20 protein-coding genes and 1 tRNA gene are annotated in these 26894 nt (G+C 54.0%); 13 read left to right on the top strand and 8 right to left on the bottom strand.

Annotated features, from left to right (window positions below; genetic code table 11):
* Window positions 1-11: 11 nt before the first annotated feature.
* Window positions 12-743, bottom strand: a complete 732-nt coding sequence (gene hisG, locus DS739_RS10120; protein WP_006117506.1) for an ATP phosphoribosyltransferase — start codon at window positions 741-743, stop codon at window positions 12-14.
* On the opposite strand from hisG, the gene DS739_RS14300 reads away from it, so the two are divergent.
* Window positions 735-878, top strand: coding sequence for a hypothetical protein (locus DS739_RS14300; RefSeq protein WP_162853399.1), 144 nt, complete (start codon window positions 735-737; stop codon window positions 876-878). The two genes, hisG and DS739_RS14300, sit on opposite strands and share 9 nt — an antisense overlap.
* Window positions 879-918: 40 nt before the next feature.
* On the opposite strand, the gene DS739_RS10115 is transcribed toward DS739_RS14300, so the two are convergent.
* Window positions 919-3918 (bottom strand): Rne/Rng family ribonuclease, encoded by a 3000-nt coding sequence (locus DS739_RS10115; protein ID WP_006117505.1) that lies wholly within the window; start codon window positions 3916-3918, stop codon window positions 919-921.
* Window positions 3919-4251: 333 nt separating this feature from the next.
* Between DS739_RS10115 and DS739_RS10110 the strand changes: the two genes are divergently transcribed.
* A complete protein-coding gene (locus DS739_RS10110; RefSeq protein WP_035351867.1) occupies window positions 4252-5151 on the top strand; it encodes an N-acetylmuramoyl-L-alanine amidase in 900 nt (299 codons plus the stop codon).
* Here DS739_RS10110 and DS739_RS10105 read toward each other — a convergent pair.
* Window positions 5115-6053, bottom strand: a complete 939-nt coding sequence (locus DS739_RS10105; protein WP_006117503.1) for a DMT family transporter — start codon at window positions 6051-6053, stop codon at window positions 5115-5117. The two genes, DS739_RS10110 and DS739_RS10105, sit on opposite strands and share 37 nt — an antisense overlap.
* 141 nt (window positions 6054-6194) lie before the next feature.
* Window positions 6195-6281 (bottom strand) — tRNA-Leu (locus DS739_RS10100).
* Between the two features lie 181 nt (window positions 6282-6462).
* Here DS739_RS10100 and DS739_RS10095 point away from each other — a divergent pair.
* From DS739_RS10095 to DS739_RS10075, 5 genes are all read left to right on the top strand, one after another.
* A complete protein-coding gene (locus DS739_RS10095; protein ID WP_006117502.1) occupies window positions 6463-7416 on the top strand; it encodes a complex I NDUFA9 subunit family protein in 954 nt (317 codons plus the stop codon).
* Window positions 7417-7610: 194 nt separating this feature from the next.
* Window positions 7611-9059: an NAD(P)-dependent oxidoreductase gene (locus DS739_RS10090; protein ID WP_006117501.1), complete on the top strand. Its 1449-nt coding sequence runs from the start codon at window positions 7611-7613 to the stop codon at window positions 9057-9059.
* On the top strand, window positions 9059-13615 hold the full coding sequence (gltB, locus tag DS739_RS10085; RefSeq protein ID WP_035351870.1) for a glutamate synthase large subunit: 4557 nt from the start codon (window positions 9059-9061) through the stop codon (window positions 13613-13615). The genes DS739_RS10090 and gltB overlap by 1 nt, the downstream gene beginning before the upstream one ends.
* A 61-nt stretch (window positions 13616-13676) precedes the next feature.
* Window positions 13677-15614: a M3 family oligoendopeptidase gene (locus tag DS739_RS10080; protein ID WP_006117499.1), complete on the top strand. Its 1938-nt coding sequence runs from the start codon at window positions 13677-13679 to the stop codon at window positions 15612-15614.
* Window positions 15615-15616: 2 nt separating this feature from the next.
* Entirely contained in the window at window positions 15617-16981 is a 1365-nt protein-coding gene (locus DS739_RS10075) for an AarF/ABC1/UbiB kinase family protein (protein ID WP_006117498.1), read from the top strand.
* 63 nt (window positions 16982-17044) lie between these two features.
* Here the strand turns inward: DS739_RS10075 and DS739_RS10070 are convergent, their stop codons facing one another.
* Window positions 17045-17650 carry a hypothetical protein gene (locus DS739_RS10070; RefSeq protein ID WP_006117497.1) on the bottom strand — a complete coding sequence of 202 codons (606 nt, stop codon included), beginning with the start codon at window positions 17648-17650 and terminating at the stop codon, window positions 17045-17047.
* 221 nt (window positions 17651-17871) lie between these two features.
* Between DS739_RS10070 and ispH the strand changes: the two genes are divergently transcribed.
* Genes ispH through DS739_RS10050 form a run of 4 tightly spaced genes read left to right on the top strand, consistent with a single transcriptional unit; the run spans window position 17872 to window position 21882 of the window.
* Entirely contained in the window at window positions 17872-18873 is a 1002-nt protein-coding gene (gene ispH, locus DS739_RS10065; RefSeq protein WP_026019375.1) for a 4-hydroxy-3-methylbut-2-enyl diphosphate reductase, read from the top strand.
* A gap of 9 nt (window positions 18874-18882) precedes the next feature.
* Window positions 18883-19857 (top strand): homoserine kinase, encoded by a 975-nt coding sequence (locus DS739_RS10060; RefSeq protein ID WP_006117496.1) that lies wholly within the window; start codon window positions 18883-18885, stop codon window positions 19855-19857.
* Window positions 19841-20335, top strand: a complete 495-nt coding sequence (rnhA, locus tag DS739_RS10055) for a ribonuclease HI (RefSeq protein ID WP_035351875.1) — start codon at window positions 19841-19843, stop codon at window positions 20333-20335. Before DS739_RS10060 ends, rnhA begins: the two co-directional genes overlap by 17 nt.
* 56 nt (window positions 20336-20391) lie before the next feature.
* A complete protein-coding gene (locus DS739_RS10050) occupies window positions 20392-21882 on the top strand; it encodes a hypothetical protein (protein ID WP_231621191.1) in 1491 nt (496 codons plus the stop codon).
* Window positions 21883-21896: 14 nt separating this feature from the next.
* On the opposite strand, the gene DS739_RS10045 is transcribed toward DS739_RS10050, so the two are convergent.
* The 3 genes from DS739_RS10045 to DS739_RS10035 are packed head-to-tail and all read right to left on the bottom strand — an operon-like array spanning window position 21897 to window position 24986.
* Window positions 21897-22895 carry a hypothetical protein gene (locus DS739_RS10045; RefSeq protein ID WP_035351877.1) on the bottom strand — a complete coding sequence of 333 codons (999 nt, stop codon included), beginning with the start codon at window positions 22893-22895 and terminating at the stop codon, window positions 21897-21899.
* Window positions 22892-23707 carry an NAD kinase gene (locus DS739_RS10040; RefSeq protein ID WP_006117493.1) on the bottom strand — a complete coding sequence of 272 codons (816 nt, stop codon included), beginning with the start codon at window positions 23705-23707 and terminating at the stop codon, window positions 22892-22894. Before DS739_RS10040 ends, DS739_RS10045 begins: the two co-directional genes overlap by 4 nt.
* A gap of 49 nt (window positions 23708-23756) precedes the next feature.
* Window positions 23757-24986, bottom strand: coding sequence for a glycosyltransferase family 4 protein (locus DS739_RS10035; protein ID WP_035351879.1), 1230 nt, complete (start codon window positions 24984-24986; stop codon window positions 23757-23759).
* Window positions 24987-25074: 88 nt separating this feature from the next.
* Between DS739_RS10035 and DS739_RS10030 the strand changes: the two genes are divergently transcribed.
* Window positions 25075-25938, top strand: a complete 864-nt coding sequence (locus DS739_RS10030; protein WP_006117491.1) for a hypothetical protein — start codon at window positions 25075-25077, stop codon at window positions 25936-25938.
* On the top strand, window positions 25935-26891 hold the full coding sequence (locus DS739_RS10025; protein WP_006117490.1) for a glycosyltransferase family 9 protein: 957 nt from the start codon (window positions 25935-25937) through the stop codon (window positions 26889-26891). Before DS739_RS10030 ends, DS739_RS10025 begins: the two co-directional genes overlap by 4 nt.
* Window positions 26892-26894 lie beyond the last annotated feature (3 nt).

The following is a 26894-nucleotide window of genomic DNA, read 5'->3' as shown; positions in this document are numbered from 1 at the left end:
ATGCGTCTGCCTTACACATTTTCAGCAACGGGCGAGGATGTAGCAAGCGCCGTGCGAAAGCGGGAGAGAATGCGGTCAATCTGTTCCGGGCGGGTTTTAAGGGCCGTGCGGTTAACAATAACGCGGCTGGTGACCTGAGCGATGGTTTCTACTTCCTTCAGGCCGTTGGCTTTCAGGGTAGAGCCTGTATCCACCAGATCCACAATGAGGCGGGAAAGACCAAGCATTGGAGCCAGTTCCATGGCACCGTGCAGGTGCACAATAGTGGCGTTAATGCCGCGTGCTGCAAAAAAGCGACGTGTGATAGCGGGGTATTTGGTGGCTACCCGCACTTCGGACCAACGCTTCCATTCCTGTGGATCATGCGGAAGGTGAGCAGGCTGCGCCACAGAAATGCGGCATGCGCCAATACCCAGATCAAGCGGGGCATAAATTTCGGGGTAATCGAATTCCATCAGCACATCAGCGCCGCAAACGCCAACCTGAGCACCGCCGCTGGCCACAAAGGTTGCAACGTCAAACGAGCGCACGCGCACCACATCAACCTGTGGGTCCTGCGTGGGAAAGCGCAGTTTGCGGCTATCTCCCCCCAAGCATTCTGGGGCAGGGGCCATACCTGTGCCAGACATAAGGGGTGAGACAGCTTTGAGGATACGGCCTTTAGGGAGAGCCAGAACAATACGCCCGTTATCTTCCGTGCCGAAAGATGTTTCGGTCTGATGGGCAGGGCGGGGATGGTTCATGAAAACTCCGGCGGAGGCAAGGCGTGTCAAATTAAGCCTGCACTCCTACCACAAGGCGCAGCAGAAGAAAAATATGTAGTGGCCACATCTGCCATCAGTTTGCGTCTGGCAGATATGGCCACTTACCAGATCTAAAGGAGAAAGCCCTTTAAATCTGGTAGAAGCGTGGTGTGATTTACTTTTTCCACCAGCCGGTACGCCTGCGCGTTGCTGGCGGGCTATCTTCGATCACGATAGGCTGGACAATAGCTTCTTCTTTATCAGAAACTTCGGATGCAGCCTCTTTAGGTGCGGAAGTAGCAACTGCTTCGCTTCCGCTGGCGGCTTCTGGAGTAGAGGCTGGTTCTGCCTTTTTACGAGTGGTGCGCCGACGGGTTGTTTTCTTTGGCTTTTCCTCGGCAGTGTCCGCTGTAGAAGCTTCAGCCGCTTCTGTTGCCTCATCCTTTGCCGCTGTTTTGCGGCGGGTTGCACGGCGGCGCACAGGTTTTTTGGGGGCCTCTGCTTCCGTTGATGCAGCTTCTGCTTCTGGTGCGGCTACAGATGTTTCTGCCTGTTCGGCATTTTCTTCTGCTGCGGGTTCTACCTTCTTGCGTGTGCGGCGGCGGCGCGGTTTAGGCGCTTCTTCCGTTTTTTCAGGCTCTTCCGGTGCAGCCATAACGGGCTGGGGTGCAACCTCTTCCGTTTTGGCGGGTTCTACTGGCACGCTTGCAGCTTCTTCCTGCACGTTAGCTGCTTTAGGTGCTGGTGCAATGTCAACAGCCTGTTGGCGGGCAGTGTTTTCCAGAAGTTCGAAAATGTCCGGCGCACCGCCAAATGGATTGGCCGGTGTTGGGCCTTCCCATGCTGGCATATTGGGCCGTGGCGCGGGGCCTTCTTCGATATCTACATGGATTTCCGTGCGTGTTTCAGTTGGTTTGCGCACACGGGAGCGGCGGGTTCTGCGTCGGCCCGGCACCAGATTGGTTTCTGCTTCGGCTTCTGCAACAGGTTCTGCCGCGTTTTCAGGCGCTGCAATGGGTGCGGTTTCAGCAGTTTCTGGTGTTTCTGTATCAGGCTGTGTCTGTGTTTCAGATACCTGATTGGTATCCTGATCATTCCGCCGACGGCGCCGACGCCGACGCCGACGCCGTGGCTCGTCGGAAGTATCGGCAGTTTCCTGAATAGAAGAAGGTTCTGCAGCCGGAATTTCTGGCGTGGCAGCAGCAACCTCATCTGCCACAATGTTTTCAACCGGCGGCAATGGCGGCTGAATCCGTGGCGGACGTGCATGCTGGCGGCGTTCGATCCGAACTTCCGGAGCTGGCAGCGTATTGTCTGCGGCAAACAGCACTTCCATCTGGTGGCGCTGTTCGATCTGGGTCAGCCAGTCCCGCTTGTTGTTTAGGATGTAGAAAGCAATATCCGCAGCAACATGCACGGTAATGGCGGAAGAACGGCGGCGTGCACCTTCTTCTTCCACTGCGCGCAGAACATGCAGGGCAGAGCTTTCAATGCTGCGCATCATGCCTGTGCCATTACAGTGCGGGCAAGGCATAAAGGCGGCTTCTGCTACAGATGGGCGTAGCCGCTGGCGCGACATTTCCAGCAACCCGAAATGGGAGATAGAGCCAATCTGGATACGTGCCCGATCATGCCGCAAGGCATCTTTCAGGCGGCGTTCGATCATGGAGTTATGGCGGCGAGACTCCATATCAATGAAGTCGATTACAATCAGGCCAGCCAGATCACGCAGGCGCAACTGGCGGGCTACTTCATCAGCAGCTTCCTGATTGGTGCGGAACGCCGTTTCTTCAATGTTACGTTGGCTGGTGGCTTTGCCCGAGTTTACGTCAATGGCAACCAAGGCTTCTGTCTGGTTGATAACCAGATAACCGCCAGAGCGCAGAGACACCACGGGGGAGAACATGGCATCCAGATGCCCTTCCACGTGGTAGTGGGTGAACAGGGGTTGGTTTTCCTTGTTCCATAGCCGGACTTTTTCTGCGTGCTGAGGCATCAGCATCCGCATGAAGTCCCGCGCGGCCTTCCAGCCGTTTTCTCCATCCACTACAATTTCGCTGATTTCGCGGGTGTAAACATCGCGGATAGCGCGTTTTACCAAGCTCGCTTCTTCGTAAATCAGTGCGGGGGCCACGGATTGAAGCGTATGTTCGCGGATATCATCCCACAGATGGAGCAGATATTCGCAGTCTCGCGTAATTTCTGGGCCGGGCCGTTGCGCGCCAGCAGTGCGCACAATCATGGCCATGCCGCGGGGCAGGTTGAGGTCGGAAACAATATCTCGCAGGCGGCGGCGGTCTGCCACAGATGTAATCTTGCGTGAAACGCCACCACCACGCAGGGCATTGGGCATAAGCACACAGTAACGGCCAGCCAAAGAAACATAGGTGGTCAGGGCTGCGCCCTTGTTGCCACGTTCTTCCTTAACCACCTGCACAAGCAGCACCTGCCGACGGCGGATAACTTCCTGAATACGGTAGTTACGCAGGAATCGGGCAATGCGTTTTTGAATAAGGGCTTCTTCACCCGTATCTGTTTCGCCGCCGACGTAGTCCGGAGCATCCGGCTTGTTGGCAGAACGTTCTTCCCGTTCAGAACCTTCGCCTTCATTCTGAGCGGCAGTGTCAGATGCTTCTATATCCTGTTCCGTATCAGATGCCTGAGTTTCTGCATTGTCAGATGCATCATCTTCATCAGAACCATTTTCGCTGTTTTCCAGCAGAGCTTCTTCTTCCGCCTGAAGGGCCAGCAGCTTTTCGCGGTCAGAAACCGGGATCTGATAGTAATCCGGATGGATTTCGCTAAAAGCCAGAAAGCCGTGGCGGTTGCCGCCATATTCTACAAAGGCGGCTTGCAGGCTTGGCTCTACGCGAACAACGCGGGCAAGGTAGATGTTCCCTTTAAGCTGCTTTTTTGCAGCAGATTCAACATCGTAATCTTCAAGCCGATTTCCGTCCATCACAACAACACGCGTTTCTTCCGCGTGTGTCGCGTCGATCAGCATACGCTTTGACATAAAAAGAAAAACTCCGGTGCGCCGGTGGCCAGCCTGTGTGGTGCTGCCGTGTAAGTGGCATGGCACGACGGAGCAGGGGCTCTTCCGGCGGATATAAACAGGCGTGCGATAAAAATTGGAAGGCGTACAAAGTTTCCATAGCTGCCCCTGTATCAGCATCCTTCAGGCACGGTACGGCCTGTGGTCTGGCTGTTTTCAGCAAAGGGATGGGGCGGGCGATGGTCATGTATCCTTCAGTCAGTGTTTCTGCCCCTGATCTTTATGCGTGCGGGCGCGGTGTTGATGTAACCGGCGGCCCCCGTTCACGGCATGGACGGAGCGGAATAAAGCGCATGACGGGCATTTCTACCCTTGTGCCATACTGTGTGAACATGGCTCAAATAACCATAAATCGCAAGCCATTCGTAACAAACGTTGTTTTAGGGTGCCGATACATCTTTTTTCTGTCATTTTGAGTGCACACTTTAGCGTAAAGTGAACAGGAGCACTTTAATGGCTTTTCAGGCAGGCAAGATGCGCGGCAAAATCGTTGCTTCTGCAACGGTGCAGAAGGGTGTTACACGCCGTTCCGGGCTGCTGTATTTAGGCGGTGGCGGACTGGTTGCTGCCGCTACGCCAGCAGATGTTTGGGCCGCAAATAAGCAGGTAACAGGGCATAAACTGGCAGCTCCAGCTCTTGTTGGTAAGGCACGGCCCGCAGCCCCGCTTATTATGCTAGACCCTGGGCATGGAGGCAAAGATCCTGGGGCCATTGGGTACACTGGTACGTATGAAAAACATGTAGCGGAAGCTGCCGCGCAGGAGCTAAGACGGCAATTGTTGGCAACGGGACGTTACCGCGTAGCCATGACACGTGCTGGAGACCATTTTGTACCGCTGGATGGTAGGGTGGAACTGGCGCAGCAGCACGGAGCATCGCTTTTTATTTCCATGCATGCAGATGCTTTGCATAGTCCGCAGGTGCGTGGGGCCAGTGTTTACACCCATTCGCATGGCGCATCAGATAGCCAGACCGCAGATCTGGCCAAAACCGAAAACAGTGCAGACAGATATGGCGGCCCGATGGTGCATAGTGCATCACCAGAGGTGCAACAGATTCTTGCTAGTTTGGTAACAGAAGAAACCCGCAAAGGCTCAGCCCATATGGCGCAGGCTGTGGTGTCGGCCTTTAATTCTCGGGTGCTGTTGCTGCCGCATCCGCACAGGCATGCCGCTTTTGCGGTGTTGAAATCTGCCCAAATCCCCTCGGTTCTGGTTGAAATGGGCTTTATGTCTAATCGAATGGATGAGGCTGCGTTGCGTCAGGCAGGCCACCGAGCCATGGTGGCCGGGGCCATGCGAGACGCCGTTAATCGTTACTTTGCATCAGCCGGAGTGGGGCTTGCGGGCTGAAGGCGCGCCTGCTTGCGTGCAAGGCGCCGCTGTTTGAGTGCGAGTAGATGCTTGCGGAACCAATCCAGCATGCCAGATAAGGTAACAATTGTTACACCAATAATGGTCCATTTATCTAGCGGTTCATGGAACAGCAAATAGCTAAACAGCACAGCCCAAACCATTTGGGTGTATTGTGGCAATGCCACGCGGCTGGCGGGGGTAAGGGTGGCCGCCAACATAATAAGTAGTTGGCCTAGAGCCGCCAGAAATCCGTAACCAAACAAAAAGCTCCAATCCGTAACTGTATGCGGCCACGTAAAGTTGGGAAGGGCCAAAAGACCATCCCCAAGCAGAGGCCCGGCTAGGCTAGAGCCAAGAACCCCCAGTTTTGTGGTGCCTGTGCCAGCTACACGGTAAGCAATAACGTTTACAGCGCTGGCAATGGCAGCGGCTAATGCACAGGCATGGCCAAAATGAAGTGGCCGCACGCCGGGGCGCAGCACAACCAGAACGCCTGCAAACCCGATAGCCACAGCAACCCATCCCCACAGGGATACTTTTTCCTTAAGTGCGACAACAGAAAGAATGGTGGCAATAAAGGGCATAAGGAACATTAGCGAGAGCGCTTCTGGCATGGACAGAAGCATGAAGGATTCTACGCTGGCGGCTGTGGCAATAAATGTTGCGACAGCCCGAATCCACCACATACCCGGTTTTTGAATGGGCAGAATGTTCAGCCATGATTGCCCGCGCGATTTAACAAACGGAACCAATAGCAGCCCAAAAACGCCACCAGAAAAGGCAACCTCAAACGGGTTGAGCCTGCCAGTAAGCAGTTTAGAAAAAGCATCACTTATAGAGAAAGCTGCAAACCCCAATAAAGACAGCAGCAGGCCCTTAGTGGGCGGGCTAAGTTTCATGTATTGTGCTCTGCCTAATGGCGCGTAAGTGAAAAGAATAAAGAAGTGTCATAAACAGCCCGAAGGCTGAATTGAATACTCAACTCTTTATATTTACCATTTAGGGAGAAGAAAAATATCATATAAACTATATATGATATTTGGTGCCCAGAAGAAGACTCGAACTTCCACGACCTTGCGGCCACAGGTACCTGAAACCTGCGCGTCTACCAATTCCGCCATCTGGGCTCAAATGGCAACCAGGAGTGTCCCCGGCTGGTGAAGAGCCGTTTACCCCTCTGTGATGGGAGCGTCAACAGGGAAAATGATTTTTCTGACAGATTTGTGTCATTTGCCTGTCTGGCGTGGGCGGAGGGAATGGCACACAGTGCACAAAACACTGGATAAACGTGGAAGACGAGGGTGACTTATGGGTGCGCGTAAAATTGCAACCGTATTGGGTGGTGGCGGATTTGTAGGGCGTTATGTGGTGCAAAATCTGGCACGGGCCGGGTACGAGGTGCGCGTTGCCAGCCGGCGGCCAGATTTAACTGCGCGTTTACGCACGTTAGGGTATGTCGGACAGATTGCGCCTTTTTATGCATCTGTTCTGGATGATGCTTCTGTGGCCTGTGCGGTGCAGGGGGCGGATGTGGTGATCAACCTTGTGGCTGTCTTATCTTCCGTCAAGCAGCAAACACTGCAAGCCGTTAATGTAGAAGGCGCAGGGCGTGTGGCGCGTATAGCGGCAGAAACAGATGTGCCTGTATTTGTGCAAATGTCGGCGCTTGGTGCTTCAGAAACGGCTCTTTCGGCTTATGGTAGAAGTCGGGCTGCGGGTGAAAAGGTTGTGCGCCAATATCGGCCAGATGCTGTGATTATACGGCCTTCTGTTATTTTTGGGCCGGAGGATCATTTCTTTAACATGTTTGCAGGTCTTGCGCGGTATTTGCCGTGTTTGCCGGTTTATGGTGCCCATTCGCGCTTGCAACCTGTTTATGCGGGAGATGTGGCGCAAGCAGTATTAGTGGCGGCGCAGTCTTCTGCGTTTGCGGGGAAAGAACTTTTGTTGGGTGGCCCGCAGGAAATGACCATGCTGGATATTGCGCGGTTTGTATTGCGCGTAACGCAGCGCCATAAGCCTGTTTTTATTGTGCCATCAGTGCTGGCAAAGTTGCAGGCTATGGTTTTGGAGCGGCTGCCGGGACATTTTCTGACGCAGGATCAATTGCGGATGTTGGCAACCGACAATGTTGTGCCCGCGGGGAAATCCGGTTTTGAAGCGTTGAATATCGTGCCGCAAAGCGTTGCGGCTATTGTGCCCTCTTATTTGGCGCGGTTTAGGGTGGGTGAGGCTCAAAAAGATATATCCTTTTCTGTATAATGGGTTGGGGATAAAAAGGCCCGAAAATATACCTTTTTATACGACCAATTGGATGGATTTTTGTTTTGTCATGAAGAAAAATATAAAAAGGTAAGCATTGCTGTCTTTTTATATTTACGGAGAACAAGCACCTTAGCTCCAGCAAAGTTTAGGGGCGGAGTCTGTCTGGCGCGCCCTTTCTCCGGGGATGCCACATGACGACCAAGATGCTTAAATTTGTCTCTGTGCCGCAAAAGCAGCCAGACAAGCGCACGGCTACGGCGCGGCGGGCAGATTTTGATGAAATTTATGAGGACTTCGCAACACCAGAAGCAACCGAGCAGGCCAGTCGGTGCTCGCAGTGCGGTGTGCCTTTCTGTTCAGTTCATTGCCCGCTCGGCAACAATATCCCTGATTGGCTGATGCTCACAGCACAGGGGCGGCTGGAAGAAGCCTATGGTGTTTCCTCCGCTACCAATACCTTCCCGGAAATTTGCGGTCGTATTTGCCCGCAGGATCGGCTGTGTGAAGGTAACTGCGTGATCGAACCGGGTTTCGAAAGCGTGACCATTGGCGCCGTGGAACGCTACATTACCGATACAGCATTTGAAAAAGGCTGGGTTAAACCTGTTAACCCGGTGCTGGAGCGCAGCCAGTCCGTTGCTATTATTGGTGCTGGCCCGGCTGGTTTGGCTGCGGCAGATCAGCTGCGCGCGCAAGGTTATAAAGTACACGTGTATGATCGGTATGATCGGGTAGGTGGTCTGCTGGTTTACGGTATTCCCGGCTTTAAGTTGGAAAAACACATTGTGGCCCGCCGTCATAAGCTGCTGGAAGAAGGTGGTGTTGTTTTCCACCTCGGCCAAGGCATTGGGGATGGTGAAGGCGAACTGTCTTTTGCAGATTTGCGTAACCGCCATGATGCTATTCTGATTGCAACAGGTGTTTACAAATCGCGTGAAATCGGAGGCCCCGGCGTTGGGCTGGCGGGTATTGAAAAGGCGCTGGATTACCTTACGGCTTCTAACCGGCGTTCCTTGGGGGATACCTTGCCGCCGGAAGCGCAGGCATTGGATGCCGCAGGTAAAAACGTAGTGGTTCTGGGTGGTGGTGATACCGCAATGGACTGCGTGCGCACGGCTATTCGCCAAGGTGCAAAATCCGTGAAATGCCTGTACCGGCGAGATAAAGCCAACATGCCCGGTTCTGCCCGCGAAGTAAAAAATGCGGAAGAAGAAGGTGTGCAGTTTGAATGGCTGGCAGCCCCTGAAGCCTTTTTGGGTGAAGGCCATGTTTCTGGCGTGCGGGCCGTGCGGATGAAGCTGGGCTTGCCAGATGCCACGGGCCGTCAGTCAGTTGAGCCACTGGAAGGTTCTTCTTTCACGCTGGATGCTGATCTGGTTATCAAGGCTCTTGGGTTTGACCCAGAACCTCTGCCGCAGCTTTGGGGGCAGAAGGATCTGGCTGTATCCCGTTGGGGTACGCTCAAGGTTGGTCAGAAAGATTTCATGACATCTCTGCCGGGCGTGTTTGCCGCAGGGGACATTGTGCGTGGGGCCAGTTTGGTTGTGTGGGCCATTCGTGATGGGCGCGATGCAGCCGCCTGCATGCACACATGGATTCAGGAAAATGTAACGGCTACCGCCAAGGCGGAGCAGGGTTAATGGATATGGAACAGTTTCCCAACACCGTTTCCGCTGAAAGTAGCGAGGAATTTCTGAAAGCGTGGGATGCCAACGTGGCCGCGCTGGATGGGCTGTATGATCCAGCTGATGAACGTGATTCCTGTGGTGTGGGCCTTGTGGCCGCACTGGATGGCAAGCGTCGGCGTGAGGTGGTTGAAGCTGGCATCGCCGCTCTGAAAGCTATCTGGCACCGCGGCGCAGTGGATGCCGATGGCAAGACAGGCGATGGTGCGGGTATTCATGTAGAAATTCCGCAGGAATTTTTTGCAGATGCCATTACCAGCACAGGGGATCGGCCAGATGAAAGCCGGATTGCGGTGGGGCAGGTGTTTTTGCCCAAAACCGATCTGGCCGCACAGGAACAGTGTCGCCAGATTATCGAAACCCAGATTCTGGCGTTTGGATACGGCATCTATGGCTGGCGTCAGGTGCCGATTGATACTTCCTGTATCGGTGAAAAAGCCAACGCAACGCGCCCGGAAATTGAGCAGATCCTTATCCGTAATCTTCCCAATAAAGGGGAAGAAGAGTTTGAGCGTGATCTGTATGTGATCCGCCGCCGGATAGAAAAAGCCGCCATCGCCGCGCAGGTTGATCTGTATATCTGCTCGCTGTCATGCCGGTCTGTTATTTATAAAGGCATGTTCCTTGCAGAACATCTGACAGAGTTTTACCCAGATCTGCTGGATGAACGCTTTGTCAGCCGCTTTGCCATCTATCATCAGCGCTATTCCACCAACACCTTCCCTACATGGAAATTGGCGCAGCCGTTCCGTCGCCTTGCGCATAATGGTGAAATCAACACCATTTCCGGCAATATCAACTGGATGAAAAGCCATGAAACACGGCTTTCTCACCCAGATCTTGATCCGTGGATGGCAGATATCAAGCCGCTGGTGCAGGCTGGTGGCTCCGATACCGCAACGCTGGATAACGTTTACGAACTGCTGACTTTTGCTGGGCGTGATGCACCTTTTGCCAAGGCGCTGATGATCCCGGCAAGTGTTGGCGGTAATTCCTCCATGAAGCCTGCGCACCGTGATATGTTCACGTATTGCAACGCGGTAATGGAACCGTGGGACGGCCCCGCAGCACTGTGCGCCACAGATGGCCGTTGGGTTGTGGCTGGGCTGGATCGCTCAGGCTTGCGCCCGCTGCGTTATACGGTAACAACCGATAATCTGTTGATTGTCGGTTCTGAAACCGGCATGGTGCGCGTGCCTGAAAACGCCATTGTCAGCCGCGGTCGCCTTGGCCCGGGTGAGATGATTGGTGTCGATCTTCAGGAAGCCAAGCTGTATGGTAATACCGAACTGCTTGATCTGCTTGCTGCACGGCAAGATTTTTCTAGCTGGATCAAACGCACCCAGAAAATTGGCCATATCGTCCGTTCGGATGTGACAGAGCCAGTTTATTACGAAGGCGAAGAACTGCGCCGCCGCCAGTTGGCTGTGGGCAGCACGCTGGAAGAACTGGAAGCCATTCTGCACCCAATGGTCTCTACCGCCAGTGAAGCCATTGGCTCCATGGGTGATGATACGCCTCTGGCTGTGCTTTCTCCGCGTTATCGTGGGTTGGCACACTATTTCCGGCAGATGTTCAGCCAGGTGACCAATCCGCCAATCGATTCTCTGCGCGAATCTCGCGTGATGAGCCTGACAACGCGGTTAGGGAATCTGGGCAATATTCTGGATCAGTCCCCCGAACAGTGTGACATGCTTCAACTGCCCAGTCCGGTGCTGACATCTGGTGAGTATGAAGGGCTGCGCCACTTTACGGGCACTTCTGGTTGCGTGATTGATTGCACATTCCCCGCCAATGATGGGGAAGCAGGGCTGCGCGAAGCCATTGCTCGTATCCGGCGTGAGGCAGAAGAAGGTGTGCGGGGTGGCTGCACCCACGTATTCCTGACAGATGAAGATCAGTCTGCTGAGCGTGCATCTATTCCAATGATCTTGGCGACCGGGGCTGTGCACACGCATCTGGTGCGTACATCCTTGCGTACGTTTACATCTTTGAACGTGCGCACGGCTACGGCGCTGGATGTGCACGCTATTGCAGTAACAATTGGGGTGGGCGCCACCACAGTTAACCCTTATCTGGCGCAGGAAAGCATTGCAGACCGGCATCGTCGTGGCCTGTTTGGGCAGATGAGTCTGCGTGAGTGCATGGAACGCTACCGTAAAGCGGTAGATAAAGGCCTGCTTAAGATTATGTCCAAGATGGGTATTTCCATCGTGGCGTCTTACCGTGGTGGGTGCAATTTTGAGGCTGTGGGCCTTTCTCGCGCGCTTACGGCAGAATTCTTTCCCGGTATGCCTTCGCGTATTTCTGGTATTGGGCTTTCGGGCATTGCACGCAACGTATTGCAACTGCACGAAAGCGCATGGGGCGCGACCAATACGCTCACTTTGCCTGTAGGTGGCCTTTACAAGCTGCGCCGGAGTGGAGAACAGCACGCATTTGATGGCGGTCTGATCCATATGCTGCAAACAGCAGTGGCTACTGGCAGCTTTACCATCTACCAGCGTTATGCAGATGCCGTACATGCGCAGCCACCTGTAGCCCTGCGTGATCTGCTGGACTTCCGTGATGGGCGCACGCCTATTCCGGTGGAAGAAGTGGAAAGCATTACGCAGTTGCGTAAACGCCTGATTTCCCCGGCAATTTCCTTGGGGGCCTTGAGCCCGGAAGCGCATGAAACGCTTTCCATCGCCATGAACCGAATTGGCGCAAAGTCTGATTCGGGTGAAGGTGGGGAAGATCCGGCACGTGCTAAGCCGCGCCCGAATGGGGATAACGCATCCTCCGCTATCAAACAGGTGGCATCTGGCCGCTTTGGTGTAACGGCGCAGTATCTGAATGATTGCCGTGAACTGGAAATTAAGGTGGCACAAGGTGCCAAACCGGGTGAAGGTGGGCAGCTTCCGGGCTTTAAGGTAACGGAGCTGATTGCCAAGCTGCGCCATGCCACGCCGGGTGTGACGCTGATTTCTCCGCCCCCGCACCATGATATCTATTCGATCGAAGATCTGGCGCAGCTGATTTACGATCTCAAGCAGATCAACCCGGAAGCAACGGTTACCGTTAAGTTGGTGGCGCGTTCTGGTATTGGCACCATTGCCGCTGGTGTGGCCAAGGCAAAAGCTGATGCCATCCTGATTTCCGGTCATTGCGGTGGCACAGGCGCAAGCCCGCTGAGCTCTATTAAATATGCGGGCTTGCCGTGGGAACTTGGGCTGGCGGAAACGCATCAGGTGCTTATGCTTAACCGTCTGCGCCATAGGGTGCGTTTGCGCGCCGATGGTGGTATCAAAACCGGGCGCGATGTGGTTATTGCCGCTATGCTTGGGGCAGAGGAATTTGGTATTGGCACAGCCAGCCTTGTGGCCATGGGCTGCATTATGGTGCGCCAGTGCCATTCCAACACCTGCCCAGTAGGTGTGTGTTCTCAGGACCCCAAAATGCGTGCCAAGTTTGAAGGTACGCCCGAAAAGGTTATCAATCTATTCTCCTTCATTGCAGAGGATGTGCGGAATATTCTGGCTTCGCTGGGCTTCCGTTCTCTAAATGAAATTATCGGGCGCACGGATCTGCTGCGGCAGGTTTCCCGCGGGGATGATTATCTGGATGATCTGGATCTGAACTCTCTGCTGTCTCAGGCAGATCCGGGGCCGTTTGCACGCTACTGCACGCTGGATGGCCGGAATGAAGTGCCAGATACGCTGGATGCGCAGATGATTGGTGATGCCAAGCCGCTGTTCGACCACGGTGAGAAAATGCAGTTGCACTACAATGTGCAGAACACCCAGCGCGCCATTGGCACGCGCATTTCCTCTCTGATTGTGCGTCAGTTTGGTATGAAAACACTGGCACCGGGGCATCTTACGGTGCGTCTGCGCGGCTCTGCGGGGCAGTCTCTAGGGGCGTTTGCCGTGCAGGGGCTTAAGCTAGAGGTGCTGGGCGATGCCAACGATTACGTAGGTAAAGGGCTTTCTGGCGCAACCATTACGGTGCGTCCTTCCCCGTCCTCTACGCTGGTGTCTAACAAGAACGCCATTATCGGCAACACGGTTTTGTATGGGGCCACTGCGGGTGAACTGTATGCCGCAGGGCAGGCAGGGGAACGCTTTGCCGTGCGTAACTCTGGTGCGATAGCTGTTGTAGAAGGTTGTGGTTCCAACGGGTGTGAATACATGACAGGCGGCACCGTGGTGGTGCTGGATGATGTGGGTGACAACTTTGGCGCTGGTTTTACCGGTGGCATGGCCTTTGTGCTGGACAAGGACAATGTGTTCGATAGCCGGGTAAACCCCGAATCCCTGTTGTGGGTGCGTGTAACTGAACCGAAATGGGAACAGATGCTGCGCAGCCTTGTTGAACGGCATGTGGAAGAAACAGGTTCTGCCTATGCCAGCATGTTGCTGCATAAATGGGATGAGGTTCTGCCGCACTTCTGGCATATCGTGCCTAAGGATTATGCCCGGATTATCGGCTTTACGGTGCCGGAACAGCAACTGGAAAAAACAGCCTGAACCATAAGGCTGCATGTAAGTTGACAGAAGCAGATGGGCGGAGGGGAAACCTTTCGCCCATTTGTTTTTCATATCTGTTGTGCATGTGAACCGCGCTTATGTTTGCGGCCTCTCGCTTCCAGCAGAAATGCACTGTAAAGTGTTAGATATGGAACACACAGCGCATTCCCTCCGTTCACATCCGCTTCCGGTTTTTGCAACGGAAGCCGGTACCGTTGCCAACACACCTGCAGGGCAGGGGGCGGCCTCTCTTCCGCGTTGGGATCTTTCAGCCCTTTACGCGGGTATGGATGATCCGAAGCTGCACGCTGATTTGGCTGAGGCAGAAAAAAAAGCTCAGGCTTTTGCCAAGCAGTATCAGGGTAAAATTAGCGGCCTTTCCGGCAAGGAATTGGCAGACGCCATAGCAACCTTTGAAATTATTGAGGAAATGCTGGGCAAGGCAGGTTCTTATGCCTCTCTGCTGTTTGCCGCAGATTCTTCAGATGCTTCCATCAGCCAGTTTAGCCAGTCCATCAATGAACGGCTGACAGCCATTTCCACCCATTTGCTGTTTTTTACGCTGGAACTGAACCGGCTGGAAGAAGCAGATCTTCGGGAAAAGCTACAAGATCCCACACTGGCGCATTGGCAGCCTTACCTGCGTGATATCCGCATGTATCGTCCGCATCAGCTTTCTGATGATGTGGAAAAGGTTCTGTTGGAAAAATCTGTAACCGGTGGACAGGCATGGTGCCGTCTGTTTGATGAAACCATTGCGGCTTTGCGCGTCACACTCGATGGGCAGGAAATTACGGTAGGGGATGCGCTTAACCGTTTGTCCGATACAAACCGGGCAACAAGAGAGCAGGCAGGTAAAGCCGTAGGTGGCGTTTTTGAAAAAAATGTCCGCCTGTTTGCGCTCATTACAAATACGCTGGCCAAGGATAAATCCATCTCGGATAATCTGCGGCATTTCGCACGGCCAACTTCCTCCCGCAATCTTTCCAACATGGTGGAAGATGAGGTGGTGGATGCCCTTGTTTCTGCCGTGCGGTCTGATTATCCGCGTCTTTCCCACCGCTACTATGCCCTGAAAGCCAAGTGGATGGGGCTGGATAAGCTGGAGCACTGGGACCGCAACGCCCCACTGCCTGGGAATGATGATAAGCTGATTCCGTGGTCTGAAGCCAAGAATATTGTGCAAAAGGCATATGATGGGTTTGACCCACGTATGGGTAAGGTTATCAACACCTTCCTGACCAATCCGTGGATTGATGTGCCACCAGCACCGGGTAAATCTCCCGGCGCTTTTGCGCATCCTACTGTGCCTTCAGCACATCCTTATATTCTGCTGAACTATCATGGTCGTATCCGCGATGTCATGACGCTGGCGCATGAGCTGGGCCACGGTGTGCATCAGGTTATGGCGGCAAAGCAGGGCTACTTCATGTCCGATACGCCGCTGACATTGGCAGAAACGGCCAGTGTGTTTGGCGAGATGCTGACATTCCAGTCTTTGCTGGATGCAGAAAAAGACCCACAGCGCCGCCGTCTGCTGCTGGCTGCCAAGGTTGAGGATATGCTCAATACCGTGGTGCGCCAGATTGCGTTTTATGAATTTGAAACCCGCGTGCACGATGCCCGTAAAAAAGGCGAGCTGCTTCCTGAACAAATTGGTGCCATCTGGCGCGGTGTGCAGACAGAAAGCCTCGGCCCCGCTTTTAACTTTACGCCGGAATACGATGTGTTCTGGGCTTACATTCCGCACTTCATCCATTCTCCGTTCTATGTGTATGCCTATGCATTCGGAGATTGCTTGGTGAACGCGCTGTATCAGGTGTTCAGTGAGGGCGCGCCGGGTTTCCAGGATAAATATATTGCCATGCTGGAAGCCGGTGGCACCCTGCGCCATAAGGAGCTGCTGGCCCCCTTTGGGCTGGATGCATCTGATCCGGGTTTCTGGCGCAAGGGGCTGGATGTTATTTCCGGCTTTATTGACCAGTTGGAGCAGGACTGATTATGGCGCGAGATATGGATAATACCGGCGTTTTTGGTGAACTGCGCCGTATGGTGCAAACAACCGGAACCGTTGGTGGCATTGCAGCCCGGCTGGCAGGCAACAAAATAGGTTTGCGCTCTGGCGGGGCTTCTCATGCAGAAGATCTTAAATCCATGCTGGGTGGGCTAAAAGGCCCGCTCATGAAGGCAGCGCAGCTTCTGGCCACCATTCCCGGCGCGTTGCCTGATGAATACGCCGATGAGCTTGCGCAGCTTCAGTCCAACGCGCCGCCAATGGGGTGGAGCTTCGTGCGCCGCCGCATGACGGCGGAACTTGGGCCGGGGTGGGAAAAGAATTTCCGCTCCTTCGGGCGGGAAGCCGCTGCGGCTGCCAGCCTTGGGCAAGTGCATCAGGCAGTGTTGGCCGATGGCCGCCGCGTAGCCTGTAAGTTGCAGTACCCGGATATGAAGGCCGCTGTTGAGGCCGATCTGCGCCAGTTCCGTATGGCTATTGGGGTTTACCACAAGCTGGATAACGCCATCCGGCAGGATGATGTGGTGGAGGAACTTTCTGAACGGCTGCGGGAAGAACTGGATTACCGGCACGAAGCCGCGAATATGCGCCTGTATCATTCCGTGTTGGCAGATTGCCCCGAAGTTACGGTGCCCTTACCAATAGATGAACTCTGCACGCAGCGGTTGCTGACGATGGAATGGGTGCAGGGGCAGAATCTGAATGCAGCCATAAAAGCAGGTCTTACGGAAGAGCAGAAAAAAAGCATTGCGCGTGCGCTGTTCCGGGCATGGTATGTGCCGCTGTATCAGTATGGCGTGGTGCATGGTGACCCGCACATGGGCAACTTTACCATGCGGGAAGATGCAGGCCTGAACCTACTGGATTTTGGGGCTATCCGTATTTTCCAGCCTTCGTTCATCAAGGGGAATATTGACCTGTATTACGCGCTCCGTAACAAGGATATGGACATGGCTGCCCATGCTTATGAAGCATGGGGTTTCCGTGATCTGACGCGTGAGAAAGTGGCTGTTCTGAACGAATGGGCAGGGCTGTTATATGCCCCGCTGATGGTGGATGAAGAACGCTACATTCAGGATGACAATAACCCAGCCCTTGGGCGGGAAATTCTTTCCAAAGTGCATGATGGGCTGCAAAAAGCCGGAGGCGTGCGCCTGCCGCGTGAATTTGTGCTGGTTGATCGTTCAGCCCTTGGGCTTGGATCTGTGTTCATGCGGCTGAAAGTTAAGATGAACTGGTACCAATTGTTCCATGAAATCGTGCAGGATTTTGATGAGCAGGCCCTGGCCCAGCGTCAGCAGGCTGCCGTTAAGGCAGCACATTTTCCACCAGAAACGCAGTCGGCTTCCTGATTAAAGGTAAAGCTTACTTTGCTGGGGTGTGCTAAAAGCCCCAGCAAAGTAAGGTGGCTTACCTCAGTAAGCCTGATAAGCCGCGCGTTTAAGGTGAACCTGATTATATTCAAGCTGATCCTTGGTCAGCTGAAAACCAACTTCAAACCGATAATCTGAATCCACGTTTTTGGGTGGAATGGGCAGATCCACCGTGATCACCTTTGTATCGTCTTCAAAGGTAGAGAGATTGGCCGGGAAGGACACGGTGTGGTGGAAGACATGTTTGTTCACAATTCTGTCTCCATGCAGCACGGCAATAAACCACGGTAGGGTAAGCGTATTGGCTGCCGCGGCTGGGCCGCGTTCGATCACAAAGCGCAACACGATTCGGGTTTTTAGATCCTTGGGGCCAGCGGCAAGGCAATCTCCCTGTAATTGCAGGATGCTGGCGCGGGCGATCATATTTTTAAAGCCCGTCCCCTTGCCTTGATAGAGGTAGTAATCTGCGGCTTCGGATGGAATATGCGTAATGGGGCAGGTGGGCGCAAAATCCATGGATTTGCTTTCACCATCACCGCAGCCACCAAGTGTGGCCAGCAGCCCAAGAGCTGCCAGACCCGGAGCGGCAATACGGGGGAACAGGCTGCGCCGTTGGTTGTGATTAAGGAACATGTATGGATCCGGCATTATCGGTTAAAACGGGTTGAACACAGCAGATAGCAGCCATCACACCCGGATAGGTATGTTTTTCAAGGCTTTGATGCCGTAAAACGGGTTGCATCCCATGCGTCCTTTGCGTAGGCCACAACTTCCGTCACCTTTATGGGTTTCGGGCATAGCCTGTTTTCAATATGCTTCTTCATAGCCAGTTTTCTTCTATACAGTCCGCTGCAACTTTGGGGAACACCATGCCCGATCAAACTGATACCCTTACCCCGCCCCAGAGCGCAGATGCTCAGCACGGCAGATCTCTTAAGGTTCTGCTGGCAGGCCCACGTGGTTTCTGCGCAGGGGTGGACCGCGCCATCCGTGTGGTGGAAGAAGCCATCCGTCGCTACGGTGCGCCTGTTTATGTCCGCCATGAAATTGTCCATAACCGGACAGTGGTGGAAGAGCTGGAAGCACAAGGCGCCATTTTTGTTGAGGAACTGGATGAAGTTCCCGTAGATGGCCACGTTGTTTTCTCTGCTCATGGCGTGCCAAAAACCGTGCCTGTTGAGGCCGAACGCCGTAACCTTTTGTATCTAGATGCCACATGTCCGCTGGTTTCCAAGGTGCATCGTGAAGCTGAGCGTCATTTTGCCGGTGGTGGGCCAGAAAGCCGCCATATCCTGATGATTGGCCATGCAGGCCACCCAGAAGTGGTGGGCACAATGGGCCAACTGCCACCCGGCGCCATGACGCTGATTAACGATGCAGAAGAAGCCCGCACGGTAGAGCCGGAAGATCCAACACGTCTGGCCTTTATCACTCAGACAACGCTTTCCGTGGATGATACGGCAGAAATTGTGGATATTCTGCGTGCGCGGTTCCCGCTGATTGAAGGGCCAAAGCGCGAAGATATCTGCTACGCTACCACCAACCGTCAGGAAGCCGTTAAAACCATCGCGCCGGAATGCGATCTGGTGATTGTTATCGGCTCTCCCAATTCTTCCAATTCCCAGCGTCTGCGTGAAGTGGCGGAACGCTCTGGCACACCGCGTGCGCTTTTGGTGCCCCGTCTGGATTCTCTGGATTGGTCCGTGCTGGAAGGCGTAAACACGCTGGGTATTACGGCTGGTGCTTCTGCGCCGGAAGCACTGGTGCAGGAAATGCTGGCAGAAATGGCCAAGCGTTATACGCTGTGCATTGAAGAGCGGATTGTGAAGGAAGAAAACGTAACGTTCCGCCTTCCCGCACCGTTAGGCTAAAGGTGCTGCATGGCCGTTTATACGGACGTTGGGAACGAGGCCCTGGAAGCGTTTTTACAGGATTACGCCATAGGGTCTCTGGTTGCGTTTCGCGGTATTGCCGAAGGGGTAGAGAACAGTAATTTCCAACTGCGTACAACAGATGGAGATTACATTCTTACTCTATACGAAAAACGGGTGAATGCGCAGGATCTGCCTTGGTTCTTAGGGCTTATGCAGCATCTGGCGCGTGAGGGGGTAACATGCCCCCAGCCTGTGGCAGATTCGCAGGGGCACGTGCTCAAAACACTGGCAGGCAGGCCCGCTGCCATTACCACATTCTTGCCCGGCGTTTGGCCGCGTGTTGTCAGGCTGGAGCATTGTCGCCCATTGGGGCGTGCTTTGGCACAACTGCATGTGGCGGGGCGTTCCTATAAGCCGGAACGTCAGAATGGTTTGGGGCCAGATGCATGGTTTGCGCTGCTAGAAAGCTGCGGCGCAGGTGCAGATAACGTGTGTGCAGGTTTGCGGGATGAACTGCAAAATGCACTGGAGCATATTCTGCCGTTTTGGCCGGGGCGGGAGAATAACCCGCTACTGCCGCGTGGGCAGATTCATGCAGACATGTTTCCAGATAACGTTTTCTTTCTGGATCATGCAGTTTCAGGCGTGATTGATTTCTATTTCGCCTGCACGGATTTTCTGGCTTACGATATCGCCATTTGTTTGAACGCATGGTGCTTTCAGGCCGATGGGGCGTTTAACATCACCTTTGCCCGGCATATGATGCAAGGGTATGAGGAAATACGCCCATTGGAGCCAGCAGAACGCAAACTTATGCCTGTTCTGGCCAGAGGTGCGGCCATGCGCTTTTTGCTGACCCGGTTGTATGATTGGATCAACACGCCAGCAGATGCCTTGGTAACGCCTAAAAATCCTATGGATTATCTGAAGCGCCTGCGCTTCCATCTGGAAACGGAAAGTGCTGATGCCTACGGATTCTGAAAATACCAGCGCAACAGAACAACCTGCTCTGGAGGTTGAAATCTGGACGGATGGTGGATGCCGCCCAAACCCTGGTCCAGGTGGCTGGGGTGTTCTGCTACGCTGCAAAGGCGTGGAACGAGAACTCTCTGGCGGTGAGCGTGAAACCACCAACAACCGTATGGAACTAACAGCCGCAGCAGAAGCGCTGGAAGCTCTTACGCGCCCTTGTGTGGTGAATTTACACACAGATAGTGAATATGTGCGCAATGGCATTACCCGGTGGCATACAGGGTGGGTAAGGCGTAATTGGCGCAATGCATCGGGTGATCCGGTTGCCAATATGGATTTATGGCGCAGGCTGCTGGATGTCTCCAAGCGGCACGAGGTCTCATGGCATTGGGTCAAGGGGCATTCCGGCGTGCCAGAAAATGAACGGGTGGACCAACTCGCAACAGAAGCCCGAGAAAAAATAGAACAGTCTCTTTTAGAGAGCTAAAAACAAACCGGCTGAAAGGCCGGTTTTTTCATGAGACATTGCGAGGGAAAACCACTGTGGTTGAACGCAAAACATACCAAAACGTAGTAGGCTATTTGGTGGCGTTTGTGGTTTTAACGTTGCTTTATACCGCTTTGGGTATGACGCAGCCTTTTAATTCAGACAGTGTTTCGACCTTGCTGGCCGCGCAAGATATTCTGCACGGTAATGTTTTGCTGAAAGGGTGGGATCTTTCTACCCAGTCCTTCTATTTTACTGAAATACTGCCTTATGTTGTGGTGTTCGGCCTATTTGGTTGGCATGTGTCTTTTTATTACATTGTGCCAGCCATGTTGTGGGCCGTTGCTATGTTGCTGGCGTTTCGTATCGTACGTTCGGCAACGGGTATTGCGGGCCGGCCGCTTCTGGTTTTGTTAGGGGCACCCAGTGCTTTTGCCATCCATCTGGTGTTGTCGCCTTGTTATCATGTTGGCGCATATGTTGGCATGTTACTGTTTTGGCTGGTGTGGTTACGCAAACCGCAATGGTTACAATCTAAAAGCTTATTCGCAATCTGTACGCGCTGGAGCGGCACTGTCCTGTTTGTCGCCCTACTACTGAGCAGTGATGATCTGGTTAAGTATACTCTGGCTTTGCCGATTATTCTGGCGGCTATCGGATGCAGTCTTGAACAGCGCGGTCCAAGATATTGCGGAATTGCCAGCAGCATGGTGGGGGCCTTGCTGCTGGAGCACGTTATTAAAACAGTGCTTGCCCATAATGGAGCGTTCCATGTGCCGGGGTTGTGGAGTTCATCTTTTGGTTCACAAAGTCGGGCTTCGTATAATCTAAGCGTTCTGTTTTCCGGCTTCTTACAGTATTTTGGTGCTGATTTTTTTGGAAAGCCGATAACGCTTTCAGGCTCTGGGCGTGAGCTGTTTCATCTGATGTGTGCAGGTGGCACGGTATGGTGCTGCTTTCATGTGCTGCGTAAAAACCGGCAATGGACGCTGTTTGATCTTTCAGCCGCCCTCGCTATTCTTATTATGTTGGCAGCCTTTATTTTTGGCGAACTGACAATGGATGAGCAGTCATTCCGTTATCTGGTTTTTCCATGCCTGTTGTCTGTTTTGCTAGTTATTCGGCATGTGCAGGTGCCGCGTGGTTATGGCTTTCTGTTTGGTGGCTGCTGTATTTTGTATGCGGCAACAATTCTGCCGCGTCCCGTTTTAGGGTATGCAGCAGCAAATCAGAACTTTCCCGTAAACCATGCTCTGGAACAAATGGGCCTAAAGCAGGGTTTTGCGCCATACTGGAGCGCTGCCCGCAATAGTCTGCCATTTCAGGCACGGCTTGCGCCTATTGAGTTCACGCCATCAGGCATCAAAGCGTTTCATACCCTCAGCAAGCGACAATGGTATGAAACGGGTGGCAATTTTATTGTATGTGAAAGTGCGGATCAGGCCGCACAGGCTCAAACACAGTTTGGGCCTGCACAAAAAGAAATACGCATAGGCAGCAATATGCTGCTGGTATGGTCACACCCCTTTAAGGTGCCTGAAAACTGAAAAGATGCTCGTTTTTAGGGCACAACGTCAGATTGGTAAATATCAATATAATCCTGCGGTGTGTTAGGGGCGGATTGTTTGGGCAGGCCAATAACGCGCACGTAAATGCGGGTAGAGGGTGTGCCACCATTCATGAGCACGCTGCGCGCCGCCAGCCCGCGGGCCAATGCCATACGCCGCGGCAATGATGGATCATCCACAGCGCCAGAACTGTAGGCATCTATCAGGGCGCGTTCATGCGGTTTGTCAGACAAACGCTGCCCAAATGCCAGAATGGCCTGATGTGTTTCTGGGTTAAGTGTTGCCGCATCTGGTGCAAAGGTAATGCGCACACCGCCTTCAATAGGTGTCACGGTGCCTGGAGCTTTTAAATCCACAGTTGGCTGCGGAGGCACCGGAAAGGGATGGGTTTCCACGTCTGATGGGGCAGGGGTAAGCTGCGGCAGCGGAGGTGGGGCATTTGGTATTGTTGCCGGCGGTGGCGGTTTATGCGGCTGGGCCGCAGGTGTTACGCTTTTGGTGTCTTGCGTCGGGGCAGGTGCGGCTTTAGCCACGGGTGCGGGTGCTTTGGCTTCAACCGGGGGCTTGGTAACCGGCTTGGGGGCAGGTGCACTTTTAGGCGCTGCTGCGGCTGGCTGCGTGTTTTTTACGCTGGATGTTTCTTTTTTCTGTGCTGTGGAAGCTTGCGGCTTTTCTGCTACGCGGCGGCGCGTTTCAGTATGCGCAGGCGTTGTTGCCCGGCGAGGTGCTGCTTCATGCACAGGTGCCGCAGGTGTTGTGGGCGCGGTTATGGGTGCTGCCCCGCCCAAACTGTCCAGAGCCTGACTGTTGGTAACAATCTGAGCATGTGAGACCGCGCTGGTGGCAAGCAAGCTTGCGGCACACAAAAGGGCAAGGCGGCGAGAGAAAGGAAACATGTTCTGCATTAAATGGAAGACTAATCCAGAAAAAGAGGAAGAAGACCAGAGGGAAGCTGCTTTTGGCGCCTGAAAGCGGCCACACTGCGGCATCATGCAGAAAACTGTTCCGCCGCAATACGTTCAGAAAGGGTTTGCCCAGGGTCAAACAACAAGGTTACGGCCAATTCGCGGTCTTCCCACGCCTGCACAGAAACAACATCCCGAATTTCTATCGAATCGGCAACGGCTGCAACCGGGCGTTTGTCGTGTTCCAGAACACTAAAACCGACATGGGCCGATGAGGGCAGAAGTGCTCCGCGCCAGCGGCGTGGGCGAAAGGGGCAGATAGGGGTAAGCGGAAGCAGGTTGCCAGAAAGTGGCACAATAGGCCCGTGGGCAGAAAGGTTATAAGCGGTGGAACCGGCTGGGGTGGCCAATAAAGCGCCATCACAAATCAACTCGGGAATGCGCACCAGCCTATCCACATCAATGCGTAATTTGGCTGCCTGTCGTGTCTGGCGGAACAGATACACGTCATTCAGCGCCAATGCTTCATGTGCTTCGCCATGTGCCGTTACGGCTTTCATGCGTAAAGGGTGAATGATTGCAGCCTGTGCATGCGCCAATCTGTAAGGAAGGTCTTCTTCATCCGTAGGGTTCATCAAAAAACCCACGGAGCCACAGTTCATGCCATAAACTGGGGTTGTCAGCCCGGCTTCCAGAATAACGCGTAGGGTTTCCAGCATAAAACCATCACCGCCCAAACAGATCACTACGTCTGCCTCACCGGGGTGGCAGTTGCCATAACGGGTCACCAGCCGATCAAGCTCATCACGGGCGGTTTCTGTAGGGGCCGCCATAAAAGCCAGATGTTGCGGAGGTCGCATAAAAATGGAGGGCGGAGTTGTAAGAGAAGTAGCAGTCATGTCTGTGTCCTGCTTCCTTCCAGGTCAGGAAAATTAAAGTCTTTCTTCCTTATCCTGCAAATGTTGGTTCCTGAAAGAGGGCAGGATCATTTTTAATGCCAGCAAAGTGTTCTGCCAGAGTGGTATCAAGCAGTTCATCATATACAGCCAGTGTGGCATGTTGCATGGCAAAGGTGCTGTAATGGCTCAGTACCATCTGGCGTGCGGCATATCCGATAGCTTCCAGGATTTCTGGTGGCGCAACCAGTACGTCATAAATGCTCTGTGCCAGTTCGTTGGCGTTTTCTGGGGTAAAGCTAAAGCCCGTCTGGCCATGGGCAACGGTTTCTACTGCTGCACCATGATGCGCCACAATAACCGGGCAACACATGGCCTGCGCCTCCACCACCACACGGCCAAAAGGTTCTGGGCGGAGGGAGGGCACAACCACCATGTTGGCAAGCATCATGGCGGCGGGCATATCATCGCAATGGCCTGCAAAGCGCACGCGGTCAGTCAGGCCTAATTGCGCCGCTTTTGTGCTGAGTTCCTGCGCATATTTATCTTCGGGCGAGCACCCGCCAGCAAACACGCAATGCCAGTTTATATCTGGCAAAAGGTCTAGAAGCTGGGCCAACGCATCCAGCACAAGGCTTTGGCCTTTCCATGCTGTTAGTCTGCCGGGCATAAGAATAACCGGGGCATCAGCCGGAAGCGCCCATGCTTCTACCAGACGGTGCACACGCTGGCCGGATACCATTTGTGGCGAAAACTGATCGGTATCTGCCCCGCGCGGGATAGTACGTAGCCGATCTGGCCCGACATGATATTCTTCCGCAAGGCGCTGGGCGATGTGGTTGCTAATGGCAATAACGCGGTCCCCAGATGCTAAAACAGCGTTGTAGTGCCGCTTGCCGGGAAAGGTGTTGGCGTGCACGCCATGCCATGTTGTTACAAAGGGTGTTTGTGTGCGCTTGCAGGCCATTTTGGCCACCCATGCAGGCGCGCGGGATCGGGCATGAACAAGTTGCACATTGTGCTGGCGAATAATGTTGCTGAGGAAATGACTGTTTTTGGCAATCTTCAAAGGGTTTCGGCTGCCACAATCGGGAAGGGTAATGTGCTCTGCGCCACTATGCCGCAGCAGAGGTTCCATACGCCCACCAGCGCTGATGACAAGCGCCTTGCCCCCAGCTTGCGTAATGGCCTGCGCCATTTCTATGGTGCCTCTTTCCACTCCGCCCTGCTCCAGAGCGGGCAGGATTTGCAGGATGGAGGCAGAGGCCAGAAAACTGCTCATGAACAGGGTGTTATCATAATTTGCACATTTTGTGCCATAAGATCAGTAGGGCAGAACTGTTCTTCCTTTTCAGGTTCCCGGCCTGTGCGTGAATGAACCTGTTTGTTATGGAGGCAGGATGAAGTTTTCTTTTGTGCCTACACGGCGGCATCTTCCCTGCGTGGTTGCAGGTACAGCGTTGCTTGTTTCCGCCCCAGTCACGGCGGCTACAGCACGCGGCCATGCTGCGGATACATCCGGGCCAGTAAGCGGGCAGAAATGGTCTGTAGAAGCTTGTATGGCCATGGTGGGGGATGATCCATTTGGCGCAAGAGATTACGCACTGGACTGGGAGCGCCACGGTAACGGAGGGCAGGAAGCCAAGCATTGTCATGCTTTGGCATTGCTGGAAGCCGGGGATGAAGAAAGTGCAGCAGCGGAACTGGATGAACTTGCCCACCAGCCTATAGAGCACGCAGAGCGCGCGCCTTCCAGCTTTCGGGCCGGGCTGGAGGAAGATGCAGCCGATGCATGGCTTTCTGCCGGGCAACCAGAAAAAGCTTTGCGCAGCGTAGATTACGGGCTGGCGTTTGAGGATGACACCCGCCTGCACCTGTTGCGTGCTCGCGCTTTGCTGGCGCAGGATCAGGCTGATGTGGTGGTGAAAGAACTCTCTGCGCTGGTGGCTAAAAAGCCAGATATTGGAGCCGAGGGGTATGTTTTGCTAGCATCGGCGGAACGTCGCGTAGGGCAGCTTGATGCTGCGGCCATGTACGTAGCACATGCTTTGGAAATAGAGCCGGAAAACCCGGCAGCTTTGCTGGAGCGCGGCATTGTGCGTGAACGTAAAGGGGATGCCACCGGCGCACAGGCAGACTGGCAGCGCGTGCTTGATCTGGCACCAGATAGTCATGAAGCAGATCTGGCTCGGCAGGATCTTGCTGTTATGGCCGCAGATCCGGATACACCATGAGCCATTTAATACATTCTGAAAAACCCCAAGGGGCTCCACCGCAACGTATTCTTGTTATCCGTTTGGGTGCGTTGGGAGATTTCGTGCAAAGTTTTGGCCCATTTCAGGCTATCCGGCAGGCATATCCTGCTGCACATATCACTTTGCTTACAACAGCGCCGTTTGTTGAACTGGCCCGGCTTTCACCTTGGTTTAATGAAGTCCTTACGGATACACGCCCACATTGGGCAAATGTGCCGCAAATATGCGCACTGCGTAAGATGTTGCGCGGGTATGACAGGGTTTATGATCTACAGACATCCGCCCGGACAGCGCGTTATTTTGCGTTGGCAGGACGGCCCGCTTCATGGTGCGGGCATGTAGGAGAAGGCAGGCTTGCCCATTTAAACCCATGGCGGGATGAGATGCACACGCGCGCCCGCCAGCGTGATCAGTTGCGTATGGCTGGCATAGAAAATGTGTCACAACCAGATGTTTCATGGCTGCGTGATAAAGGGCCAAAGCTTGATATCCCCTATGTGCTGATTGTGCCGGGGGCAGCCGTGCATCGGCCTGCCAAACGCTGGCCTGCCAGACGGTATGGTGAGCTGGCGGCAGAAATTGCCCGGCGTGGTTTGTGCCCAGTATTGGTGGGGCATGAAACTGAACAGCCCTTGGCAAAGGATATTCTATCTTATTGCCCACAAGCCCTAAATTTAATGGGTCAGACCACTCTGCCAGAACTTGCAGGGCTGGCTGCGCGGGCGCAATGCGCTGTGGGGAATGATACAGGCCCAATGCATTTGGCTGCCGTTATGGGCTGCCGCTGCGTTGTGCTGTTTTCTGCTGATAGTAACCCCGCACTTACGGCTCCGTTAGGGTGGCAGGCAGGGCAGGTGCGCGTACTTCGTGTGCGTGATCTTGCATTGCTTTGTGTGCAAAGGGTTGCAGCCGCGCTCTGGTGGCGTCATTAAGCA

The sequence above is a fragment of the Acetobacter sp. JWB genome (genome assembly GCF_003323795.1).
GTDB lineage: Bacteria > Pseudomonadota > Alphaproteobacteria > Acetobacterales > Acetobacteraceae > Acetobacter > Acetobacter oryzifermentans.
This window is presented reverse-complemented; position numbering and strand designations above follow the sequence as displayed.

Excerpts from the sequence above, each read along its gene's own strand:
- DS739_RS14300 (WP_162853399.1), top strand. The coding sequence starts at position 735 with ATGGTTCATGAAAACTCCGGCGGAGGCAAGGCGTGTCAAATTAAGCCT.
- hisG (WP_006117506.1), bottom strand. The coding sequence starts at position 743 with ATGAACCATCCCCGCCCTGCCCATCAGACCGAAACATCTTTCGGCACG.
- DS739_RS10115 (WP_006117505.1), bottom strand. The coding sequence starts at position 3,918 with ATGCTGATACAGGGGCAGCTATGGAAACTTTGTACGCCTTCCAATTTT.
- DS739_RS10110 (WP_035351867.1), top strand. The coding sequence starts at position 4,252 with ATGGCTTTTCAGGCAGGCAAGATGCGCGGCAAAATCGTTGCTTCTGCA.
- DS739_RS10105 (WP_006117503.1), bottom strand. The coding sequence starts at position 6,053 with ATGAAACTTAGCCCGCCCACTAAGGGCCTGCTGCTGTCTTTATTGGGG.
- DS739_RS10095 (WP_006117502.1), top strand. The coding sequence starts at position 6,463 with ATGGGTGCGCGTAAAATTGCAACCGTATTGGGTGGTGGCGGATTTGTA.
- DS739_RS10090 (WP_006117501.1), top strand. The coding sequence starts at position 7,611 with ATGACGACCAAGATGCTTAAATTTGTCTCTGTGCCGCAAAAGCAGCCA.
- gltB (WP_035351870.1), top strand. The coding sequence starts at position 9,059 with ATGGATATGGAACAGTTTCCCAACACCGTTTCCGCTGAAAGTAGCGAG.
- DS739_RS10075 (WP_006117498.1), top strand. The coding sequence starts at position 15,617 with ATGGCGCGAGATATGGATAATACCGGCGTTTTTGGTGAACTGCGCCGT.
- DS739_RS10070 (WP_006117497.1), bottom strand. The coding sequence starts at position 17,650 with ATGCCGGATCCATACATGTTCCTTAATCACAACCAACGGCGCAGCCTG.
- ispH (WP_026019375.1), top strand. The coding sequence starts at position 17,872 with ATGCCCGATCAAACTGATACCCTTACCCCGCCCCAGAGCGCAGATGCT.
- DS739_RS10060 (WP_006117496.1), top strand. The coding sequence starts at position 18,883 with ATGGCCGTTTATACGGACGTTGGGAACGAGGCCCTGGAAGCGTTTTTA.
- rnhA (WP_035351875.1), top strand. The coding sequence starts at position 19,841 with ATGCCTACGGATTCTGAAAATACCAGCGCAACAGAACAACCTGCTCTG.
- DS739_RS10045 (WP_035351877.1), bottom strand. The coding sequence starts at position 22,895 with ATGATGCCGCAGTGTGGCCGCTTTCAGGCGCCAAAAGCAGCTTCCCTC.
- DS739_RS10040 (WP_006117493.1), bottom strand. The coding sequence starts at position 23,707 with ATGACTGCTACTTCTCTTACAACTCCGCCCTCCATTTTTATGCGACCT.
- DS739_RS10035 (WP_035351879.1), bottom strand. The coding sequence starts at position 24,986 with ATGAGCAGTTTTCTGGCCTCTGCCTCCATCCTGCAAATCCTGCCCGCT.
- DS739_RS10025 (WP_006117490.1), top strand. The coding sequence starts at position 25,935 with ATGAGCCATTTAATACATTCTGAAAAACCCCAAGGGGCTCCACCGCAA.